The sequence below is a fragment of the Krasilnikovia sp. M28-CT-15 genome, assembly GCF_047159595.1.
Lineage (GTDB): Bacteria > Actinomycetota > Actinomycetes > Mycobacteriales > Micromonosporaceae > Actinoplanes.
The window spans coordinates 2,861,918-2,882,165 of record NZ_BAAGAK010000001.1 but is presented as its reverse complement, the minus strand read 5'-3'; the positions used below and the strand labels follow the sequence as shown (position 1 = coordinate 2,882,165).

The window sequence follows — 20,248 nt, the reverse complement described above, 5'->3', positions numbered from 1 at the left end:
CTTGCCCGACCCGTTGCAGCGGATCGTGGCTCATCACAGTCCTGCCTCGAGAGCACTCTCCTGGGCCGACGCCGTCAGGACGTCTCCCCGGGAAGGCAGTACGCCGCAATGGCCATCGTCGCAGACCAGTACGACTTCGCCATCGGCGTGGACACCCACGCCGCCTCCCACACCCTCGCCCTGATCACTACCAGCACCAGCGCGGTCAGGCAGCAGGCCCAGTTCCCGGCCAGCCCGGCCGGGCTGCGCCGCGCCGTCGGCTGGATCCAACGCCTACCCAGGAAGCGGCGACGCTGATCGTCATCGACGGTGCCGGCTCCTACGGCGCTACCTTCACCGCACAGCTCGTTGCAGCGGGCTTGACCGTCGCCGAGGCACTCGATGTCCCGGCCACTACCCGATACCGCCGCGGCAAGAGCGACACCGTAGACGCCGTCGCGATCGCCCAAACAGCCCGCAGCCGGGACCTCAACCAGCTGTGCTGGCCCCGGGCAGCCGGCGATCGCACCGTCCTACGAGTCCTGACGGCGGCCCGTGACCAGATGAGCGGCGAACGAACCCGCGCGGTCAACGCGCTGACCGCGCTGCTACGCACCATCGATCTCGGCATCACGCCCGCCGCGCCTTGACCACCACGACGATCGCGGCCGTCGCGGCCTGGCGCACCCGCAGCGACAACGACACCCTGGCCATCTGCCGCGGCGAGGCGATCCGGCCGGCCCGGCGCATCCGCGCTCTCGACGCCGAGCTCGCCGCCAACCACACGGCACTGCACCAAGCCGTCACCGCACAGGCGCCGCAACTGCTTGCCCCGCCCGGTGTCGGCGCTGTCGTCGCCGCAACCGTTCTGCTCGCCTGGTCACACCCCGGACGCGTCCGCTCCGAATCGGCGTTCGCCGCCCTGGCCGGCGCGTCACCTCTACCGGCCTCGTCAGGCAATACCACCCGCCACCGACTCAACCGCGGCGGTGACCGGCGCCTGAACCGAGCGCTCTACACCGTCGCGCTGGTCCGCGTAGGCCACGATGCGCGCACCCGCGACTACGTCGCCCGCCGCACCGGCGAGGGCCGCACCAAACGCGAGATCATGCGCAGCCTCAAGCGCTACATCAGCAGACAACTCTTCCGGACTCTGAACGGCGCCGACAAAGCACCAGTGCGGCTCATTGTCCTAAACGAACGCCGCCTTCGATGAGTCGCATCAACGAGATCGTGGATGACGTCTGGCCGCGAGCTCAGTCGCCCGCGATGCGGGCGTCAGCGTGGAGGCCCGACACCGCGAGGACGTGCGGCAACCCGGATCGCCAGCGCCAGAAGCCTTTAGCCAGTCGGAGGTGTCCCTTGCGTCCCGCGAGGGGAGAATGACGTCCCGTAATGGAAGCGTAGGAGGGGCGCTGGGCCCTCACCGCGGAGGAATCAAGGACAGTGGCGTGAAACCCGGACCGCACCCAACAGCCCCTTCCAAACAGGACGCGTAGCCCCTACGCCACGACCATAGCACGATGACGAGCCGTTGGGTACAATGACCTACATCGATGCAAGCGGCAATTACGCTCGGTCATCGGATGGCATTGTGTGTACCTTGCGGTCAAGGCCGAGGGTGCGCCGAAACTGACGACACGCAGGGGAGTTGGCGGCTGATGCTGGAGGATCTCGACGATGTCGTCTGACACGCATCTAGTAGGCGGAGTCATGTCGTCATGGAATAGGTTCGCGATCACAGGTACCACCGTGATCGAACGCGCTGACGGCTGCCGGGTGTGGGATACCGCCGGCGTAGAGAGAGTAGACTGGATCATGGGATGGGGTTCGTTAATTCTCGGGCATCGCCCACAGCCGGTCGTCGACGCTCTCAAGGAATGCCTCGATTTCGGTTTCGCCTATCAGTACGAGTCGCCGGCGAATGCCGACCTCGCCGATCTCATCTGCGAATTTGTCCCCAGCGTGGACAAGGTGCGCTTGTGTAACTCCGGACTCGAGGCGACGCAATACGCAATCCGGGTCGCACGTGCGGTCACCAGGAGACGCAAGGTGCTCAAGTTCGAGGGCCATTTCCACGGTCTGAATGACTTCCTGGTGTGGGGCGTCGACTGCACGGCCAAGCTCGGCGATCAGGACGCGGACGGGTCCATCCGACCGATCCCCGGCTCCCCGGGTATTCCGGACGAGCTTGGAGACCTGCTGGTGATCGTCCCGTTCAACGACATCGACGCCGTCGCCGCAGCGTTCGCGCGACATGGTGATGATCTCGCGGCGGTAATCTTGGAACCCGTCGCTCTCAACATCGGCTGCGTCTATCCCGAGCCCGGTTTTCTCCAGTCGCTACGCGATCTGTGCACCGAGCGGGGCGTGGTGCTCATCTTCGACGAGATCCTCACCGGCTTCAGAGGCGCCGACGGCGGGGCGCAGGATGTGTTCGGAGTAAGCCCCGACCTGACCTGCCTGGGTAAGGCCCTTGGCAGCGGTGCGCCGATCGCCGCCCTCGGCGGCTCTCGGCAGTACATGGACATGTTGAGCCCGGTGGGCGACCTCGATATGGCGGGCACGAACACCGCGCGACGGATCGGCGTGGTCGCAGCCCTGGCCGCGTTGCGAGCGATGCGCGAGGCCGACGCGGCCTCGGTCCTACGGCAGTCCAACGACTACTTCATTGAGGCGGTACGCGGAATCTTCGCCGATCGCGGCGTGCCGGCCTACGTCCAGGGCTGGGGCGGGCGAATCGGCATCCACGTCGGTAGCGAGCAACGTCCGCGAACGTATCGGGACGTGGTGAGCCTGTGGAACGGTGACTATCACCGCCGGTGTTACCAACTCGCGCACGAGAAGTACCGGCTGTTCGGTTTCCTGCTGCCGCTGACCATCTGTCCAGAGCCGGTGACTCTGAGCCTCGCACACGACCGTGCCGCGCTCGACCAGACGCTCGACAGGCTCGACGGCATCCTCGCCAGTACGCCGTACCGCGCCGGCTGAACCGGTCCCGCCCGCCTGAACCAACAAAGGGGAGAATGTGTGGACAATGGACCGTTCCGGCTTGCCGACCTCACCTCGGTGGTACGGATGTGGCAAAGCGTGCGTTATCGGGTCGCCCTCTGCCATGGTTGTTTCGACCTCCTACACTACGGCCACCTGTTGCATCTGACCGCAGCGAGAGCGCTGGCCGATCGGCTGGTGGTAACTGTGACGCCCGACCGTTTCGTCAACAAGGAGCATAACCGGCCTGTGCTGGCCGCCGAGCAGCGCGCCCATTTCCTGTCCGCGTTGCGGGTCGTCGATTGGGTTGCGGTCAACCACTGGCCGACCGGTGTGGAGACGATCAGACTGGTACGACCGGACATCTACGTAAAGGGCATCGACTACCGACTCGCCGACGAGACCGGATTCCGCGCCGAGCGGGAGGCTGCTGCAGCGGCTGGCGTCAAGGTGTGTTTCACCGATACTCCCAAGTGGTCGAGTACCGACATTATTGCTGGACTCGTGCGTGCGGTACCCGGGAACACGACCAGATGACCGGCGCCGGCCCGTCCTTCGACCCAACCGGCTGGACGATACGACGGACGTCTTACGACCCGGCGGAGAACGCCTACTACGAAAGCCTTCTCGGCCTCTCCAACGGACGGATCGGGCTACGGGCCACGGCCGACTTCGACGCCCCAGGACGTCCGGGCTTCTTCCACATGGACGTGTATGGCCCTGCGCTGACGGTGCCCGCCCACCTGGTGAACCTGTTCAATCCGACGTTACGCCGGCTGACCGCGGGCGGGCTGCCGCTCGACCTCACTATGGCCACCGCGTTCAGCCAGTGGCTTGATTTGCGTACCGGTCAGATGTACCTGGACACCACACTGGTCGACCGTCGTGGCCGGTCGACGCGGCTGGTTGTGGAAACGTTTCTCCCCGCAACGCATCCCGAGGTCATCGCGACCCGGATCGCGGTGACGCGGCTCGACCACAACGCCGACGTCGTGCTGACCGTGGGCATCGACTGGTCGACCGGCAACGGCGACTTCGGTGGCACCCACCACCGAGTCCGGTTGCACCACCTGGACCCGCCGATCCGCACCTGGACCACCGGGCGGCTCCTCATCGCTGCCGACAACCCACCCAACGGCGAACGCGTCGCGATGGCCTCTGCGGTCCTGGCCGACATCGCCGTCGCCGATCGTGCGCCCGCGCGCGGGTCGCGCCACCTTGCCGAGGCGCTTGTCCTCGATCCCACAGCGGCACCGCAGGTCGTCACCCAGCTCACGGCCGTACGTGTCGGGGCCAATGCCCGTACCGACGCCGAGGCCGACACGTACCTCCGCGAGGTGGTCAGGCTCGGTTACGATGCGTTGAGAGCCAACCATGACCGGATCTGGCGCGAGCGTTGGGCGACCGCCACAGAGGTGGCCGGAACCCCCGAGGTGGTCGAGGGCTGGCGATACGCACAGTTCCAACTGCTGCAGTCCGTCGACCGAGGCCGAGCCGTCACCAACCAACCCGCGCGCGGGTTGACGAGCGAGTACCACTCCGGCCACTTCTTCTTCAACTCCGAATTGTTCATGCTGCCGTACCTCGCGTGTGTCGCTCCGGACGTCGCGAAGGCGATGCTGCGCTTCCGGATCGGCACGCTCGACGCCGCGATCGAGCATGGCCATGTCACCGGGTACGCCGGGGCCCGGTTCCCAGAGGAGGCCGACCGGTTTGGGCGGCCGAGTTCGCCGACAACCATCACCGATCCCTTCACCCGCAGGTCCTACACCGAACTAAGTGGGGTCCAGGTGAAGCACCTGTCGGCCGACGTCCTGCACGCATTGGCCGGCTACCTGGAAACAACCGGCGACGATGCTTTCCTCAGCGAGGAGGCCATGCCGCTCGTCATCGCGGCCGCCACGTATCTCGCCGACCTGATGCGCCCCGATCGCGGCCTCGGCGGGCGAGGCGCCCGTGATGTGATGGGCTTCGACGAATACCACTATGGGGTCGACCACCACTTCGGCACCAATCTGTTGGCGCGATGGGCGCTGCGGTGGGCCGCGGACACGGTCGACCGGACCGCGCCCGGAAGCGGCGCGTCCGCCCACTGGCGGCAGGTTGCCGACGAGATCTACTTCCCACCGGCTAAGGACGGCGTCATCCCGATCTTCCATGGCTACTTTGAACTGCCCGACCAGATACGCCAGCAGGCGTCCGGACACCGGCTGCCAATCCTGGACGAGGCGGATGCGGAGCGCGCCACACTACTGCAGTCGTTCCGTACGCGCCTCGCCAAGCAGTCCGACGTGGTTTTCGCCATGATCCTGGTGCCGGATTCGTTCGCTGACGCCGATCTTGCCTGCAACCTCGCGTTCTACGAACCGCGGACGGTCCACGAGAGCTCTCTCAGTATGACCGCGCACGGCGTGGCTGCGGCACGGCTCGGCCAATGTGAACTGGCTACCGGCCTGTTCCTCGCCTCGGCGCGGTACAACCTCGACTTCACCAACCGGCACGACTACGACAATGGCGTTCATCTGGCCGCCTATGCGGGCGCGTGGCTGGTGCTGTTCCAGGGTTTCCTCAACGGGCGAGTCGACGGATCCGGCTTGTCGATCGCGCCGCGACTGCCCGACGGCGTCAAGCGGTTACGGGTGCCAGTGCGAGTACACGGGCGGGCCCTCACCATCACGGTCCGGGAGGACGCCTGCATCGTCGAGGCGGACCCGGGCAACGGGGGTCCGGTCAGCGTGCGGGTCGGATCTCGCTGGGCCGAGTTGGCACCCGGTGAGTCCTGGATGGAAGGGATCGGAGATTGAGCAACAAACCGACGAGCGTACTGGTGACCGGCGGGGGTGGGTACGTGGGCGGGGTGCTGGTGCCCGCCTTGCTGTCTGCCGGGTACCGGGTGCGGGTGCTAGACACCTTCTGGTTCAGCACGCCGCCACTACCGGCACCGAACTTGGAGGTTGTGGTCGGTGACATCCGGGACCAGGCGCTGATGGCTCGCTGCCTGGACGGGATCGATGCGGTGATTCCCTTGGCCGCCATGTCGAACGATCCCTCCGGCGACCTCCAGCCCGACATCACCCGGGAAATAAACCTCGACGCCTCGCTCGCCCTAGGCGCGGCGGCGCGACCGGCCGGCGTCCGGCGCTTCGTGAACATCTCCAGCGCGAGCGTCTACGGCACCAACGACTCTCCGCGCGTGACGGAGTCGCTGGAAACCAACCCCCAGACGCTATATGCGCGATACAAGGCGGACGTGGAGGTCGAGATGCTCGCCCGCGACGACGGCGACTTCGTGGTCACCAGCGTGCGTCCGGCGACGCTAAGCGGCTACGGCCCACGGATGCGCCTTGATCTCACCGTGCACATCCTCACCTGCCAGGCGGTGGTCGACGGACACCTCCGGGTGTTCGGGGGTGCCCAGCAGCGTCCGAACCTATCGGTCCATGATCTGGTACGCGCGTTGCTCCTGATACTGCGGGCACCGGCCGCGACTGTTCGTGGGCGGACGTTCAACCTCGTGGAGACCAACTACACCGTGCGTGCCATCGCGGATTGGGTAAAGGCCGTCGTCGGACGTCCGGGCCTCACGGTGGACGCGGCACCGACCGACGACACCCGCTCGTACCGCCTCGATGGCGAACGGGCCCGAACGGAGCTCGGTTTCCATCCCCTCTTCGGAGTTGACCACTCGATTACAGCCGTCGCCGCTGCACTCACCGACGGCCGGGTCCCAGACCCGACCGACTCCCGCTGGCGCAATGTCGCGCACCTGACGCGGCACCCGGTCCAGTCCTGGTCGGACACACCCAATGGCTGATGTCGTGGTCCCAACTCGACGCGCGACGGGTCCTGACGTAGGTTGGGGAGGCCACCGCAGGCCGGACGGGGAGGCTCGACGTGGACGAACCGGTGGAGATCTCCCGGCCGTCGCTGGCCTCCCGAAGACCTCGCCAAACTCGCCAAAGCTGTCGTGCGAGGGTGCCGGATCAGCCAGGACGAAAGCGATCGCGACTATCCTCCCGGCCTGGCTCCGCCGTCCCGCGCGCTTGCTGGCGGTGCGCGCGGCTAAGCGGCCGGAAGGCACGAAGCGGATGCGTGCCTACCGCGACGCGGCGAAGCGGGACGTCTACCGACGGTACTGTAGGTGGAGTACACCCGCTTACGCGGCGACGAACGGGCACGTCCAGTGAAGCGGAACCTGTCAGGGTGGACCGCCGCCCATGAGGCCGGTCGGCCGTCGAGATGCGCGGTGGGCCTACCGACAAAGGTCGTACCTATGGTGGCTCGGCAGTCCGCCGAGCTCTTGCCCGTCCTGGCCGGCACTCCAGCGGACCGGCTCGTCGTAGGCGGATCCCGGATGCCGATGGCGAAGCGGGAGAACACCGATCGCCGGGAAACCCGGTTCTCGCGCGGCTGCTTCGAGACCTACGGGTTCGTCGAGCACTCCGTATTCCGGACCCCGGGCAAGGTCGCCTTCCTCGTCGAGCACCGCTGAGGCCCTCCATGGACCACTCCCCGATCCGCTACGTCGACCTGCCGGCACAAAATCGTTCCGTGGGGGACGGCTTGCTCAACGCGCTCCAAACGATCATCGATGGAGGGCAGCTCATCCTCGGCCGCGAGTTGGAACGGTTCGAGGAACGCATCGCCGCCCGGCACGCGACGGGGGAGATCACACCCGAACGAACCGGAACGGCGTGGGCGGTCGGAGTCAGCAACGGCACCGACGCCCTCGCCTTGGCGCTGGAAGCACTCGGCGTGGGACCCGGCGATGAGGTCGTGACCGTGCCGAACACCTTCGTCGCCACCGTGGCCGCCATCGTACGCCGGGGCGCGGTTCCGGTGTTCGTCGACGTCGACGAACACCAGGTCCTGGATCCGGCCCGGCTGCGGGTCGCGTTAACCCGCCGGACCAAGGCCATCGTTCCGGTCCATCTCAACGGCCGACCGGCGGACATGACGGCCATCATGGCGATTGCCGACGCGGCCGGGGTGCCGGTCGTGGAGGACGCAGCGCAGGCCATCGACGCCTCCTGGGCTGGCCGTCCGGTCGGCACGTACGGTGTTCTAGGGTGTTACAGCCTGCACCCGCTGAAGAACCTCGGCGCATTGGGTGACGGCGGTGTCGTCGTCGGCCATCAGCCGAGCCACCGGGACGCATTGCGGCTGCTGCGCAACCACGGACTCCGCGACCGCGATACATGCGAACGCTGGGGTCACAACGCACGGCTGGACGCCTTGCAGGCCGCCCTCCTCAACGTCAAGCTCGACCGGCTGACCGAATGGACCGCTCGCCGACGCTCGATCGCCGACACCTACCTCGCAGAGCTTGCCGGGCTCTCGCTACAACTTCCGGTTCCACGCGCCGCGGAACGTGCTGTGTGGAGCGGATTCGTCGTCCAGACTGACGACCGCGACGCCCTGCGCTCAGTACTGGCCGCTGCCGGCGTCGAGACGCTGGTGTATTACCCGGTGCCGGTGCACCTGCAACCCGCCGCGGCCCGCCTCGGTTACTCACGTGGCGACTTCCCGGTGGCCGAACGCCAAGCGCGGCGGATGCTCTCGCTACCCGTCCACCCGCACTTGTCCAACCGGGATGTCGCCCAGGTGGTGGATGCCATCCGCGGGTACTTCCACGACCGCGCGCACCGTGAGGAGCCGGAAGGGTGAGGATAGCGCAGCGCCAACCACGCCGGGCTGTGCTGGAAACCAACACTTGTCCGACTGTGTACGACCTAGGCCACGAGGTCATCGACGACAGCACCGCCGACGGCAACGCAGCGATCCGCGCCGCCGGCACAGGTCACCACGAGACAACCGCGGGCGTTCGATTCGCCACGTACGACGACCCGGACGCCGCCCGTCCACCCCGTCTCCCACCGGACACCACCGTCATCGGCAACGCTGTCACGACAGAACTCGTCACCGGCCTCGTGGAGACGTGGCGGCCGAAACCGTCCGAACGGGGCATGGAGGGCGTCTCGGCCACCGCCGACCGTGTGTTCACCGGTGTCATCCGCGAGCGAGGCGCTCGGTCCCGTTCTGCGCTACGACCTCGACCATTCGATCGCGGCCGTCACCGCGGCGCTGGGCGACGGCCGCGTGCCCGATCCGGGCGACACGCAGTGGCGCAACACCGCTCACCTGCTAAAACGCCGGCTAACGGTGACTTCGTGGACGTCGACGAACACCGGACGCTGGACCCGGCGCGCCTGCCGGCGGCGATTCACCGCCCACACCACGCCGATCATGCGGTTAACCTCAACGGCCGACCGTGCGACATGACGGCGATCATGGCCATTGCCGACGACACCGGGCGTCCCGTGCTCGAGGACGCCGCCCAAGCGGTTGGCGCGGCCTGGGCCGGCCGCCCCATCGGCTCGTCCGGCGGGATCGGCCCGTACAGCAGGTACCCGCTTCCCACTCGCCGAACGGCAGGCCCGACGGATCGTCTCGCTGCCCAATACACTGAATCAGTCCGATATAGACACCGTTCGTGGCCGATGTGGTGAAGGGCGGCATGTGATGACCGATCTGACGACCGTCGGTCCCGACGTGGCGGTGTTTCACGACGGGCTCGACGTGAAGGTTCGCGACGGTCTCCAGCCCGGCACAGTGTATGAGTTCGAGGGCATCACCTTCCGTACGCTCGCCGTGCCCGACGGGGAGCTGCTCGCCACGTTCGCGACGGTCAACGACACCCACTTCGGCGAGCCGTTCTGCGGCGAGTCCGAGGAGTTCACGCTGGGGCCGATTTGCCGCCCGGAGCCCGGCGACGATCCGTATTCGCATGTCATGAGCCGCGCCGCGGCCGCCGAGATTGCGGCCCTCGACCCTAGCGTGGTCGTGGCCAAGGGCGATCTGACCGACCACGGCACCGACGTCGAGTGGGCCGCCTTCGAGTCGGTCTACCGCCCCGTGTTCGGCGACCGGCTGCACCTAATCCGCGGCAACCACGACGCGTATGCCAGCGACGTTCTGCTCGCCGGCCGGCCGGTCCAGGTCGTCGACCTGCCCGGCGCGCGGCTCGTGCTGCTAGATACGGTAATCCCGGGCGCCGATAAGGGAACGCTGAGCACCGCTCAGCTCGACGAGCTGGAGGAGATCGCGGCGAAGAGCGACCGGCCGGTACTCGCGTTCTCCCACCACCACGTGTGGGATCCGGACGGCCATCTCGCGCCCGGGCAGTCGTTTGGCATTGATGCGGCCGGCTCGACTCGGCTAATCGACCTCTACACCCGGTACCCGCGCCTCACCGCATACCTGTCCGGCCACACGCACCGCAACCGGGTACGGCGGTTTGCCCGGACCGGGGTGATGCCGTGGATCGAGACCGGCTGCGTCAAGGACTTCCCCGGCTCGTGGCATGAGTACCGCGTCCACGAGGGCGGCATCCTGCAAATCCACCACCGCATCTCGGCGCCAGACGCCCTCGCATGGACCGAGAAGACGCGGCAGATGTTCGCCGGTCAGTACTTCTACTACGCATTCGGTTCGCTCGGCGACCGGTGCCTGTCGATTCCCCCGCGGGTCTGAAGTGAAGCCGTTCCGGTTCGCCGTCCAGGCATCGAAGGCAGTCGATGGGCCGGCATGGCGGGAGCTATGCCGCCGCGTCGAGGGGCTCGGCTACTCGACCCTCAACGTCGCCGACCACCTCGGCGGGCAATGGGGGCCGCTGGTCGCGCTGACCGCCGCGGCCGCCGCCACACGGACGCTCACCGTCGCCTCGATGGTGTTCAATAACGATCTGCGCCATCCGGTCGTGCTGGCGAAGGAGGCGGCCACGCTCGACCTCCTGTCCGAGGGGCGCTTCGAGTTCGGCCTTGGCGCCGGCTGGCTGACCGACGACTACACCGCCGCCGGCCTGCGCCAGGATCGGCCCGGCGCGCGGGTCGAGCGACTCGGCGAGGCGCTGCACATCGTCAGAACACTGTGGACGGATGGCGCCTGCCGATTCACCGGCACCCATTACAACGTCGATGCCACCGCCGCGCCGGCGCCGTTCTCCCGCCCGTACCCGAAAATCTGTGTCGGCGGCGGTGGGCGGCGCGTTCTTGCTCTGGCCGCGCGCACCGCGGACATCGTCGGGGTCAACGCCAGCCTGGCGGCCGGTACGGTGGGGCGCAAGGTGGCCCTCAGCGCGCTGGCCGCGCGGTTCGACGAGCGCCTTATCTGGGTACGGGCGGCCGCCGGCGCGCGCTTCGACGATCTCGAGCTGCAGTGCTACGCCTCCGACACGGTGGTTACCGACGACCGGTCCAGCGCGCTGGCCAGGCTCACCGGCGCGCTCGGGCTCACGGTCGAGCAAGCGGCCGACTGCCCGCTGCTCCTGATCGGCACGGTCGACGAGATCTGCAGCCAGCTGACGGCGCACCGCGAACGCTGGGGGCTGAGCTACTGGGTGGTCTACGTCGACGCGGTCGACGATTTCGCACCGGTTGTGGCCCGGCTGGCCGGGACATGAGCGGCTGGCCGGCGGCCGGTCGGGCGGCGCTGTTCGACTTCGACGGCACGATCGTCGACAGTGAGATGGTCGTGGCGAGCGTCCTGCTGGAGCTGCTGGCCGAGGACGGTGCTGTCGCGACGCTGGCCGACATCGGGCCGGTCTTCGGCGGATCGAGCGCCGAGACGTACCGGGTGTGGACCGCGATCCTGACCCGGCTGTGCGGCCCCAACGTGGACGTCGCCGACATGGACCGGCGGCTGGAGGAGCGCAGCGCGCCCCGGCTGTCCACGGCGCCGGTGCGGGCCGGTGCCGTCGAACTCGTCCGCGCGGCCCGGCGGGCCGGCTGGCGGGTCGGCCTCGGCACCGGCCGCCGGCGAGCGCAGCTAACGGCCGAGCTGGCCCGGCTCGGGCTCGCCAACGCCTTCGACGCGATCTGCACCGTCGACGACGTGGCGCACGGCAAGCCGGAACCCGACATCTACCTCGCCCTCGCCGACGACCTCGACGTGCCCCCAGCCCGCTGCGCGGTGGTCGAGGACTCGCTGCCCGGCGTGCGGGCCGCGCTGGCGGCCGGCATGCCGGTGCTGCTCTGCCCATCGCCGGTTACCGCCGCCTGCCACTTCCCCGCCGCGGTACGGCGCATCGACTCGCTGACGATGGGGCTCGACGAGCTCGCAGGACTGCTCGACGATGAGCCACCCAATATATTGGTCGTGTGAAGGTGGCGATCGGGGCGGACCACGCGGGTGTGCGGCTGAAGCGGATGCTGATCAGGTCTCTCACCAGGGCCGGTCACGACGTGACCGACTTCGGCGTCTTCGACGAGGAGATGGTCGACTACCCGGCGGTCTGCGCGGCCGTCGGCCGGGCCGTGGCCGAGGGGCGCTTCGAGCGGGGAATCGTGCTCGGCGGAAGTGGCCAGGGCGAGCAGATCGCCGCCAACAAGGTGCCCGGGGTGCGGGCCGCGCTGTGCAACGACCTCTACCTGGCACGCTTGTCTCGCGAACACAACGATGCCAATGTGCTCGCGATGGGCGCGTTCGTGGTCGGGGCCGACCTGGCCGCCGAAATCGTGACGCTGTGGCTTGCGACGGCGTTCGAGGGCGGCCGCCACGCACGGCGCGTCGGGCAGTTGGAGTCGCCGCCGGCCTGGCCGGTGCCCTCGTCGGCCATGTCCGCCGGGCGACCGGACCCGGTCTTCGCCGGCACGATCCGCGATATGACCAGTGACGACCTGCCGATCGTGCTCGACATCGTCGCGGCCAACGACGCCGAGCTGCGCCCGGTCGCCGAGGAGGAGATCGGCGCGGGGTTTCCGGCTGTCGGCCGCCCGCCGTTCGGCCGCTACATCGTCGCCGAGATCGGCGGCGAGATCGTGGGCGTCGTCGGCTGGATTCCGGACCACTTCGACGTGCCCCACGTTAACTGGCTCGTTTGGGGATACGTGCGCCCAGGCCTGCAGCGCAACGGCATCGGGGCCGCGCTCTTCGACGCCGCCGAGGCGCGGCTGGTCGAGCAAGGCATCCGCAAGGTCTATCTCGACGTCGGAAACGCCGTCACGCACGAGTCGGCGATCGCCTTCCACCGCAAGCGCGGCTACACGCGGGAGGGCGTGCTGACCGACTTCTGGCAGGACGGCGAGGACATGCTCATCTTCGGCAAGCACATGCGTTAGCGCCGCTCGCCCTCCAGGTACGGCACCACGTCGGGCTGGCCAGCGCAGAAGGCGAGCGTCTGCTCGTGGGTCTGCACGATCGGCTCGCCCGGCCCGTTGAGCGAGGTGTTGATCAGCATCGGCACCCCCGTCGCCTGGTCGAGCAGCCGGAGGATCTTGCCGAGCACGTGATCGTCGTCGATCGTCTGGATCCGCGCGCTGCCGTCGACGTGCACCACCGCGGCCGCCTTGTGCACGGTCGTCGGCGTCGCCTGGTCGGCGAAGAGCATATACGGCGACTCCCAGCCGCCGCCGAACCACTCTCCCCGCCGGTCGGTCAGCAGGACGGGCGCTACGGGCCGGTAGGCCTCCCGCCGCTTGACCTTCTCGCTGACCAGCTGCCGGTGCGCGTCGGTGAACGGCGCGCAGAGCAGGCTTCGGTGCCCAAGCGCACGCGGGCCGATCTCGGCCCGGCCCCAGTGCCATGCGACCACCCGGTTGTCGAGCAGGTCGGCGACGACCCGTTCAGCCTGGGCGTCGGTGACCTCCGGCTCGGGCCGGCGCGAGCCGAGCCCGATGAACGGCAGCGGCACCTTCGGGTTGACACCAAGCAAGACGTTCGCCTGGTAGAGCAGCGCGCCGATCGCCTGGCCAGTGTCGTCGCAGCACGGAGCAACGTAGACCGACGAGTCGGGGAAGCGCTCGCGGATCGCCGTGTTGGCGTGGATGTTGAGCGCCGAGCCCCCCGACAGGACGATGTTGCCGTCGAGGTCGCCGACGGCGGCCAACTGCTTGACCCGCTCGGCCTCGAACACGGTCTGCACGTTCTTGGCCAGGTTGGCGCAGCGCGGGTCGTCGACGTCGAACCGGTCGATGCCGAACCGCTCGTGCAGCTCGGCGTAGCTGACTTCGTGGGGCTGCGTCGAGAACCGGTCAACGCGGGCGCTCAGCCAGGCGATCGCGGCGTCGTCAGGTTCGCCGTACGGCGCGAGGCCCATGAACTTGCCCTCCTGGCAATACCGGTCGTAAAGGTAGAAGGAGCAGACGTCGTAGAACACGCCAGTGAACGCGCCGGTGTCCACGTCAGACAATTCACGGATCCGGGCCCCGCCCTGCCAACGCTGCGCGTGGTAGGCGACGTGCTGGCGCCCGTCACCGCCGCCGTCGCAGGCGTCGACCACCGCCGAATCGTACGGGCTGGCGAAGAACGACGCCGCGTGGGCCAGGTGATGGTTGACGGCCAGAAACGGCACGTCAGTGCCGAACAGCCGAATCGTTGTCTCGGTCGTCCAGTCACAGCGGCGCTGCTCGTGGGATAACAGCACGTTGCCCATGGCCGAGCCGGACCAGTGCGTCACCTGGTCGAAGGTGTAGCCGGTCTCATCGAGCGCGAGCTGCAACAGCGCCTCGAAGCCAGCCCGGTTGGACCACTGCTTCTTCTTGCGGGTGAACCGCTCCGCCTCGAGGACGGCCAGCACCTCGTGCTCGTTCGCGATTGCCACGGACGAGTCATGCACGTTGGAAGCCAGCGACACCAGTAGCATGTCTACCCCTAGAACAACTCGAGCGCACAGATGAAGGTCAGATCGATCCGCTCCGTGACGAGCGGGCAGGTTACGGCGTGCAGCTTGGCGGGGTCGACGCCGTCGGAGCCGCCGGCATCGGCGCCGGTCGCCGCGGCCGCGAGCTGGACGAGCACCCGCTCGACGGTGCGAACGCCGCTGAGGTCACCGTCGGGCAGGTAGCGGTGCCAGGCCGAAGGCGAACGCTCCAGCTTACGCGAGCCGGCGAAGTGGACGGCCAGCTCGTTGGGCAGCGTGACACCGAGCGCGGACTCGAGCCCGGCGACCATGCGGTCGAGGTTGGGCCGCAGATAGCAGTCGAGCCGGAGGGGAACCAGAGTGGCAACGGCTGGATCGACGTCCTGCATCGCCACCGTCAACGTGCGCACGCCAACAACGACGGCAAACTCCACGATCGCCCCCCTGGATATTTCGTGGTCCGCCCGTATCCGGTCGATGTTTGGATCGGCCGTCGCCGCTGGCCGGGTGGCCGCGCCAAGGGCGAGGCTCGCGGACGTCGCCAGGCGAAACGCCCGCTCGCGGATGTCGTACTGCAGGCTCCACGCGCGCTCGGCCCAATGGTCGCCAGCGAGCGAGTCCCCCGCGTACAGCAGATAGCCCATAGGCATGCCCCGGAACGCCGCGACGGCGAGCAGCCCTGCGGCCTCCATCTCGACGGTGAGACAGTCCTCGGCGACGCGCCGCGCGACCCGGCTCGGGGTCTCCCGGTACAGTGCGTCCGTGGTCCACGTCCGCCCCACGCTGCACCGGTCGCCCTGACGCTCGATCGCCTCGACGAGGGCCAAGACGGCGCGCGCATCGGCGTCTACGGTGCGTCCGGCCGCCTGGTAGTGGAACGACGTGCCCTCGTCGCGCAGCGCACTCTCGACCACCACCAGGTCACCGAGCGACAGCTGCCGGGACAGCGCACCGGCACCCCCGCAGGCGACGAACGTGTCACAACCGAGCGCGATCAACTCTTCGAGGATCGCGCCGGCGAGTGGTCCGCCGACGCCGGGGTGGACGACCGCGACCGTGCCCTCGTCGGTGCGCAGCTCATAGATCGGGTGTCGCCCGTGGGCGAAATGCAGCTCGGCGATCAGCCGGGCTTCGGGCGCCTCGCTCAGGGCCGTGAGCACCTCGGAGAAGAAGCACAGCACCGCACAGCGGGGCAGGTCGACCCGGGCGAGGATCTCCGCCGGCTCGAGGTAGGCGAACTCGGGGCCGTCGAACTCCAGCAACGGAGCGATCGGTGCGGTGGGCCGGCCCACCGCGCGGGCGCGACGGCGGTTGTGACTGCTGGGGGGCTGTGACATGCTCCTCCTGTGTCGGACATTTACTGTCGCCTGCGCTGGGACGAGGTGCCCGCCGAGGTGCGCGATGCCCTACGCAGGGAGGTGCCGGAGCCGATCTACGCCGGCCTCGCCAACGGCGTGCTGATGCGGGTGCCGGTGCTGCCAGAGGACGCCCTGCACATCATCGTGGCGGACTTGGTACACGACGGCGGCATCGCCCGGACCCGTTCGTTCATCCGCGACCGCCGGCTCGTCCGAACCGAGGTCACGCTCGTCGACGCGGACGTGGTCGAGGGAGTCGAGGTTGGCGACCACACGGCATTCGTCACCTACCGCACCGCCGCCGACACCGCCGTCGTGGACGTGCGCGCCGAGGCCTACGCCGGGCGAAGTTCCTTGGCATAGATGGTGAAGTCCTCGCCGGCGCGCCAGTAGTCCTTGAGCACGCCCTCGCGCACGTAGCCGCGCTTCTCGCAGAAGTTGACCGCGCCCGCCTTCTCCTTCTCGTTGCCAACGTCGAGGTAGAACTTGCGGGCGCCGAGGCCGGCCAGATGGCGCTCCAACTCGTCGAACAGAACCGTGCCGATGCCCCGCCGCTGTTTGGCGGGGTGCAAATACCCCCAGATCAGCCACACCACGTCGGGAACGCCGAACGGATCGGGCTTCCATCCGACGCCGCCGACGGGATCGCCGTCGTGCTCGGCCACCAGGTAGCCGTTGAGCGTGCCGCGGATGGGCTCCATGAAGCTGCCGACCTCGAAGAAGAGGCCGAACTCGATGCGGGCGTAGTGCGCCAGCGGCGCCTCGTTCAGCTCGACCGCCGTCACCAGCTTATCCACATCAGACAGACCAAGAGGGCGGATTCTCGTTTCAGCCAAAAGACATCACCTTTCACGACTTCGTGCTCGCGTACATGAGGCGACGTGCGAAGTAAATTTAGCACCGTCCGGGCTACCAGGGTGCCCCCCGTTGCGGGTACCTTCGTCGAGGTGACCGACGGTGTGCTCGACGTTGCCGCCCAGGAGGCCGACCGGCTGGTAGCGGCAGGCGCGCAGGCCGTGGTACTGGTCGGCAGCCACGCCTTAGGCACCGCCGACGACGCGTCCGACATCGATATCGTCGCGCTCGGCGACGGTCCCTGCCATGAGACGGGATGGCAAGGCGGCCGGCTGCTCGTGGTCAACTGGCGAACGGCCGCGGAGACGCGGCTGGCTTTCGCCTCGCCCGATCTCGCAGGCATCGCCGTGCCGGCCTGGCGCAACGTCTGGCTGCTGCGCGACCCAGACAGCGAGGCCGTTGCACTGCGCGACGAGGCGCGGGCGTGGGACTGGAGCCCGGCGCTCCACCGGGCATGCGACCGCTGGGTAGCCGACCGGCTGATCTACCTCGCCGAGGATGTCGTGCGCATGGCGGCCTGCCTGCGGCGCGGTGCGGCCGCCCTCGCGGCGGCGAGTGCGCCGTTCGTCACCGTCCAGCTCACCACCGTGGCCGTCGTGCATCGGCGGCTCCTGCTACGCAGCGTTAACGACGCGTGGACGGCGACGGCGACATCGGAAGGTCCGCAGTGGACTGCGTCGCGAACCGAGGCCCTCGCGCTCGGTGGCCAGGATCTGCTGGCGCGCGTGGCCGCAGCGGTGCAGATGTTCCACTCGACAATCGAGCTGGCTTCGCCGGTGCTCACCGCGGCGCAGCAGTTGACGCTGGCCACCACGGTGGACCGGGCCCGGACACTGCTGGCCGGCACGGTCTACGAGGCGCGCGGCGCCGACGTACCCCGGTAGCGGGCGGCCTTCTCCGCGAAGTTGTGCTCCAGCTCGGCGCCAAGGTCATTGCCAGCCTTGTTGGCCAAGCAGGGGACTGAGTCGAAAATCGTCCTCAGCCGACTGGTGTCAGGACGGCTTCGTAGCCGAGTTGCTGGAGTTGGTGGACGAGGCGGCTGGCTTGTTTCGCCGGGTCGACGCGGTTCACGAAGTGGTCAGAGCCGAGATCTAGGTGTTGATGTCGTTGCTGAGCATGTGCCAGATGGCGATGAGGATCCTGTGCCCGACGGCGACCAGCGCGCGTTCCTTGCCGCGGCGTGCGGCCAAGCAGCGGTAGCGAGCGTGCAGATAGGTGTACTTGGTGCGGGCTGCTGCTGCCGCCGCTTTGCCGAGAGCGCCGCGGATCCAGGAGTCGCCCTTGCGGGTTGCCCCGCCGTAGTGCTTGCCGGCGGATTCGGGGTTGCGGGACACATGCCGGCCAGGAGGCCAGGTGCCGTGCGGTGGGGAAACGGCCCATGTCCGTGCCGATCTCGGCAAGGATCACCTGGGCGTGGCGAGCGCCGATCCCGGGGATACTGCTCAAGCGAGTGACTGCGGATTGCAGCGACTGCAGCTCTTCGTCGATCCGTCCCGTCAGCGCGTCGATCACCGTGGTGATGCCGTCGATGCGGTCGATCACCGTGCGGCAGAGGAACGCGTGGTGGTCGCTGAACCGGCCTACCAGCGCGTCACGCAGGGCCGGGATCTTCGCTCGCATCCGAGCACGGGCGAGTTCTGCGAGGACCTCGGCGGGTCGCGTTCCCCGGCGATCAGTGCCTCGATCATCGCCCGTCCGGAGACGCCGAGGGTGTGGGAGGCGACGGACGTCAGTTTGATGCCCGCGTCTTCCAGGAACTTCTCCAGCCGGGTCGAGCTTGCACAGGACCATGTCACGGGCAACGCCGCATGCATCGACGCATACCGACGGCTCCTCCCCGGCTTCGCGATCATATCGGGCCCACGCCGAACCTTCGGCGATTGGGCATCATGGCTAGGCCGGGGCTCAGGCGCGACAGTTGGGATTGTCGATGTGACCTGCGCGGCGGAGGCTGGCCGCAGTGTCGAGCTCGGACCGGACCTGCGGATTCTCCACATAGACAGTCACTAGTAGTGCTTTGTCATGGTCCTCTTCCCGTGCGTTGGGTGCGTTGCGGGAAGCGGGTTTGACAGGTAGGGCAGGTGCCGATGAGGCGGGCGAGCAGGTGTTGCAGGCGTCGAAGTACGGCGTAGAGGGTCATTCCGGCGCACTGGTTTTGGGTCCAGGCGCTGCAGGGTGCAGAAGGCGTGGGCCGCGGAGACCAGGGTGGTGTGGTGGTGCCAGCCTTGCCGGGTGCGTCCTTCATAGTGGTGCAGGCCGAGGCCGGTTTTGATCTCGCGGTAGTCGTGCTCGATGCGCCAGCGCAGCTTTGCCAGCCTGACGAGCTGCCGAAACGGGGTGTGGGCGGGCAGGTTCGACAGCCAGTACCGGGTGGGCTCGGGCTCGCCCGGCGGCCATTCGGCGATCAGCCATCTGATCGGCAGGTCACCGAAGCCGGCGGCCCGGCGGTGGACCAGACTCGCCGGGCGCAGCCGGAGAAACACGAACGTGCCGTGCATCGCCCGGGTCTTACCGGCGCGGCGGCGTGATCCCGGCCGCCAGGTGACCCGGCGGGCGATACCTCGGCCTGCCGTCAGGACATGCGTCTTGATGCTGGGCGCAGCTTCGCGGTAGATCAACGGCGGGCGACGCCCGGCGCCTCGGTAGGGCGGTGCCGTGCGCTGCGTCTCGACGGTGAACGCGGTATGGGCGCAGTTCACGCCGACAACGTAGGTCAGCGCGCGGTCTTCGAGTCCTTGCCGGAACTCGGCGGCATCGCCGTATCCAGCGTCGGCAACGATCAACGGCGGCCGCACCCCCAGCCCACTACTTCGTCGATCATCTCCATGCCGAGACGCCACTTCTCCCGGTGCACTACGTCGACCGGCATCGCCGCTCGGCGGCGCCGCCCGGCCACGTCCGGCAATGCGCACGTGCTGGCTTCGTCCCACGCCTCGGGGACGAACAACCGCCAGTCCACCGGGCAGGAAGCGGTATCGGTGACCAGATTCAGGCTGACCCCGACTTGGCAGTTGGTCACTTTCCCGGCCGTGCCGGTGTATTGCCGGGCGACACACACCGATGCGGTGCCGTACTTGAGCCAGCCGGTGTCATCGATCGCCCACGCCGCGGGTCCAATCGCTTCGTCCATCCGCAACGCCAGCCGGCGCCGCACCGCGGCGGCATCCCACGGGCTGTTCGTGACGAAATGGTTCAACGCCTGCTCATGCGGCCCGGCAAGCCCGGCCGCCATGGGCTGGATCGACTTACGCCGACCGTCCAGCATCAACCCCCGCAGATAGTGCCCAGCCCGATCCTGCCACCCCGCCCTGGTCAACGACGCGAACACATCCGCGACGAACTCGTCCAGATCATCGCCCAACTGCTGCACCGCGACGGTGTCCATCAATCCACGACACCAACCTCAGCACCTTGCTGTCACGGTCAC

At 68.2% G+C, this 20,248-nt stretch carries 22 protein-coding genes and 1 pseudogene; 18 read left to right on the top strand and 5 right to left on the bottom strand.

The genetic code is table 11. The features are described from left to right. Window positions 1-108: 108 nt before the first annotated feature. The 15 genes from ACMCNO_RS13545 to rpiB all read left to right on the top strand — a co-directional run bounded on the left by ACMCNO_RS13545 (window position 109) and on the right by rpiB (window position 13,088). Complete coding sequence (locus ACMCNO_RS13545) at window positions 109-297, top strand: hypothetical protein (RefSeq protein WP_412749770.1); 189 nt, start codon at window positions 109-111, stop codon at window positions 295-297. Next, window positions 261-629, top strand: a complete 369-nt coding sequence (locus tag ACMCNO_RS13540) for an IS110 family transposase (protein ID WP_412753691.1) — start codon at window positions 261-263, stop codon at window positions 627-629. Before ACMCNO_RS13545 ends, ACMCNO_RS13540 begins: the two co-directional genes overlap by 37 nt. Continuing rightward, on the top strand, window positions 626-1,195 hold the full coding sequence (locus ACMCNO_RS13535; protein WP_412749769.1) for a transposase: 570 nt from the start codon (window positions 626-628) through the stop codon (window positions 1,193-1,195). Before ACMCNO_RS13540 ends, ACMCNO_RS13535 begins: the two co-directional genes overlap by 4 nt. Before the next feature lie 536 nt (window positions 1,196-1,731). After that, complete coding sequence (locus ACMCNO_RS13530; RefSeq protein ID WP_412749768.1) at window positions 1,732-2,970, top strand: aspartate aminotransferase family protein; 1,239 nt, start codon at window positions 1,732-1,734, stop codon at window positions 2,968-2,970. A 39-nt stretch (window positions 2,971-3,009) separates the two neighbouring features. Continuing rightward, on the top strand, window positions 3,010-3,507 hold the full coding sequence (locus tag ACMCNO_RS13525; RefSeq protein ID WP_412749767.1) for an adenylyltransferase/cytidyltransferase family protein: 498 nt from the start codon (window positions 3,010-3,012) through the stop codon (window positions 3,505-3,507). Further along, the gene (locus tag ACMCNO_RS13520) at window positions 3,504-5,774 is read left to right on the top strand and encodes a glycosyl hydrolase family 65 protein (protein WP_412749766.1); all 2,271 of its coding nucleotides are present in this window, start codon (window positions 3,504-3,506) and stop codon (window positions 5,772-5,774) included. The genes ACMCNO_RS13525 and ACMCNO_RS13520 overlap by 4 nt, the downstream gene beginning before the upstream one ends. Then, window positions 5,771-6,784 carry an NAD-dependent epimerase/dehydratase family protein gene (locus tag ACMCNO_RS13515; RefSeq protein WP_412749765.1) on the top strand — a complete coding sequence of 338 codons (1,014 nt, stop codon included), beginning with the start codon at window positions 5,771-5,773 and terminating at the stop codon, window positions 6,782-6,784. Before ACMCNO_RS13520 ends, ACMCNO_RS13515 begins: the two co-directional genes overlap by 4 nt. 540 nt (window positions 6,785-7,324) lie before the next feature. After that, complete coding sequence (locus ACMCNO_RS13510; protein ID WP_412749764.1) at window positions 7,325-7,462, top strand: hypothetical protein; 138 nt, start codon at window positions 7,325-7,327, stop codon at window positions 7,460-7,462. A gap of 59 nt (window positions 7,463-7,521) precedes the next feature. Beyond that, window positions 7,522-8,637, top strand: a complete 1,116-nt coding sequence (locus ACMCNO_RS13505; protein ID WP_412749763.1) for a DegT/DnrJ/EryC1/StrS family aminotransferase — start codon at window positions 7,522-7,524, stop codon at window positions 8,635-8,637. A 339-nt stretch (window positions 8,638-8,976) separates the two neighbouring features. Continuing rightward, window positions 8,977-9,252: a hypothetical protein gene (locus tag ACMCNO_RS13500; RefSeq protein WP_412753924.1), complete on the top strand. Its 276-nt coding sequence runs from the start codon at window positions 8,977-8,979 to the stop codon at window positions 9,250-9,252. Then, complete coding sequence (locus tag ACMCNO_RS13495) at window positions 9,141-9,479, top strand: DegT/DnrJ/EryC1/StrS family aminotransferase (RefSeq protein WP_412749762.1); 339 nt, start codon at window positions 9,141-9,143, stop codon at window positions 9,477-9,479. Before ACMCNO_RS13500 ends, ACMCNO_RS13495 begins: the two co-directional genes overlap by 112 nt. A 13-nt stretch (window positions 9,480-9,492) precedes the next feature. Then, a complete protein-coding gene (locus ACMCNO_RS13490) occupies window positions 9,493-10,503 on the top strand; it encodes a metallophosphoesterase family protein (RefSeq protein ID WP_412749761.1) in 1,011 nt (336 codons plus the stop codon). A gap of 1 nt (window position 10,504) precedes the next feature. Next, the gene (locus tag ACMCNO_RS13485) at window positions 10,505-11,431 is read left to right on the top strand and encodes a TIGR03621 family F420-dependent LLM class oxidoreductase (protein ID WP_412749760.1); all 927 of its coding nucleotides are present in this window, start codon (window positions 10,505-10,507) and stop codon (window positions 11,429-11,431) included. Further along, the gene (locus ACMCNO_RS13480) at window positions 11,428-12,132 is read left to right on the top strand and encodes an HAD family hydrolase (RefSeq protein ID WP_412749759.1); all 705 of its coding nucleotides are present in this window, start codon (window positions 11,428-11,430) and stop codon (window positions 12,130-12,132) included. The genes ACMCNO_RS13485 and ACMCNO_RS13480 overlap by 4 nt, the downstream gene beginning before the upstream one ends. Further along, window positions 12,129-13,088, top strand: coding sequence for a ribose 5-phosphate isomerase B (rpiB, locus tag ACMCNO_RS13475; protein ID WP_412749758.1), 960 nt, complete (start codon window positions 12,129-12,131; stop codon window positions 13,086-13,088). The genes ACMCNO_RS13480 and rpiB overlap by 4 nt, the downstream gene beginning before the upstream one ends. Here the strand turns inward: rpiB and ACMCNO_RS13470 are convergent. Next, entirely contained in the window at window positions 13,085-14,545 is a 1,461-nt protein-coding gene (locus ACMCNO_RS13470; protein WP_412749757.1) for a carbamoyltransferase C-terminal domain-containing protein, read from the bottom strand. The genes rpiB and ACMCNO_RS13470 overlap by 4 nt on opposite strands. 74 nt (window positions 14,546-14,619) lie before the next feature. Beyond that, window positions 14,620-15,870 (bottom strand): nucleoside phosphorylase, encoded by a 1,251-nt coding sequence (locus ACMCNO_RS13465; protein WP_412749756.1) that lies wholly within the window; start codon window positions 15,868-15,870, stop codon window positions 14,620-14,622. Window positions 15,871-15,954: 84 nt separating this feature from the next. Here ACMCNO_RS13465 and ACMCNO_RS13460 point away from each other — a divergent pair, with 84 nt between their 5' ends. Then, complete coding sequence (locus ACMCNO_RS13460; RefSeq protein WP_412749755.1) at window positions 15,955-16,329, top strand: hypothetical protein; 375 nt, start codon at window positions 15,955-15,957, stop codon at window positions 16,327-16,329. Here ACMCNO_RS13460 and ACMCNO_RS13455 read toward each other — a convergent pair. Then, entirely contained in the window at window positions 16,302-16,751 is a 450-nt protein-coding gene (locus tag ACMCNO_RS13455) for a GNAT family N-acetyltransferase (protein WP_412749754.1), read from the bottom strand. The genes ACMCNO_RS13460 and ACMCNO_RS13455 overlap by 28 nt on opposite strands. 162 nt (window positions 16,752-16,913) lie before the next feature. Between ACMCNO_RS13455 and ACMCNO_RS13450 the strand changes: the two genes are divergently transcribed. Beyond that, window positions 16,914-17,705, top strand: coding sequence for a nucleotidyltransferase domain-containing protein (locus ACMCNO_RS13450; RefSeq protein ID WP_412749753.1), 792 nt, complete (start codon window positions 16,914-16,916; stop codon window positions 17,703-17,705). Window positions 17,706-17,912: 207 nt separating this feature from the next. Here the strand turns inward: ACMCNO_RS13450 and ACMCNO_RS13445 are convergent, their stop codons facing one another. Further along, window positions 17,913-18,155: a hypothetical protein gene (locus ACMCNO_RS13445; protein ID WP_412753923.1), complete on the bottom strand. Its 243-nt coding sequence runs from the start codon at window positions 18,153-18,155 to the stop codon at window positions 17,913-17,915. Between the two features lie 79 nt (window positions 18,156-18,234). Here ACMCNO_RS13445 and ACMCNO_RS13440 point away from each other — a divergent pair, with 79 nt between their 5' ends. Next, window positions 18,235-18,831 carry a hypothetical protein gene (locus ACMCNO_RS13440; RefSeq protein WP_412753922.1) on the top strand — a complete coding sequence of 199 codons (597 nt, stop codon included), beginning with the start codon at window positions 18,235-18,237 and terminating at the stop codon, window positions 18,829-18,831. Here the strand turns inward: ACMCNO_RS13440 and ACMCNO_RS13435 are convergent. After that, window positions 18,828-20,206 (bottom strand): annotated as a pseudogene (locus tag ACMCNO_RS13435) (IS701 family transposase). The gene ACMCNO_RS13440 and the pseudogene ACMCNO_RS13435 sit on opposite strands and share 4 nt — an antisense overlap. Window positions 20,207-20,248 lie beyond the last annotated feature (42 nt).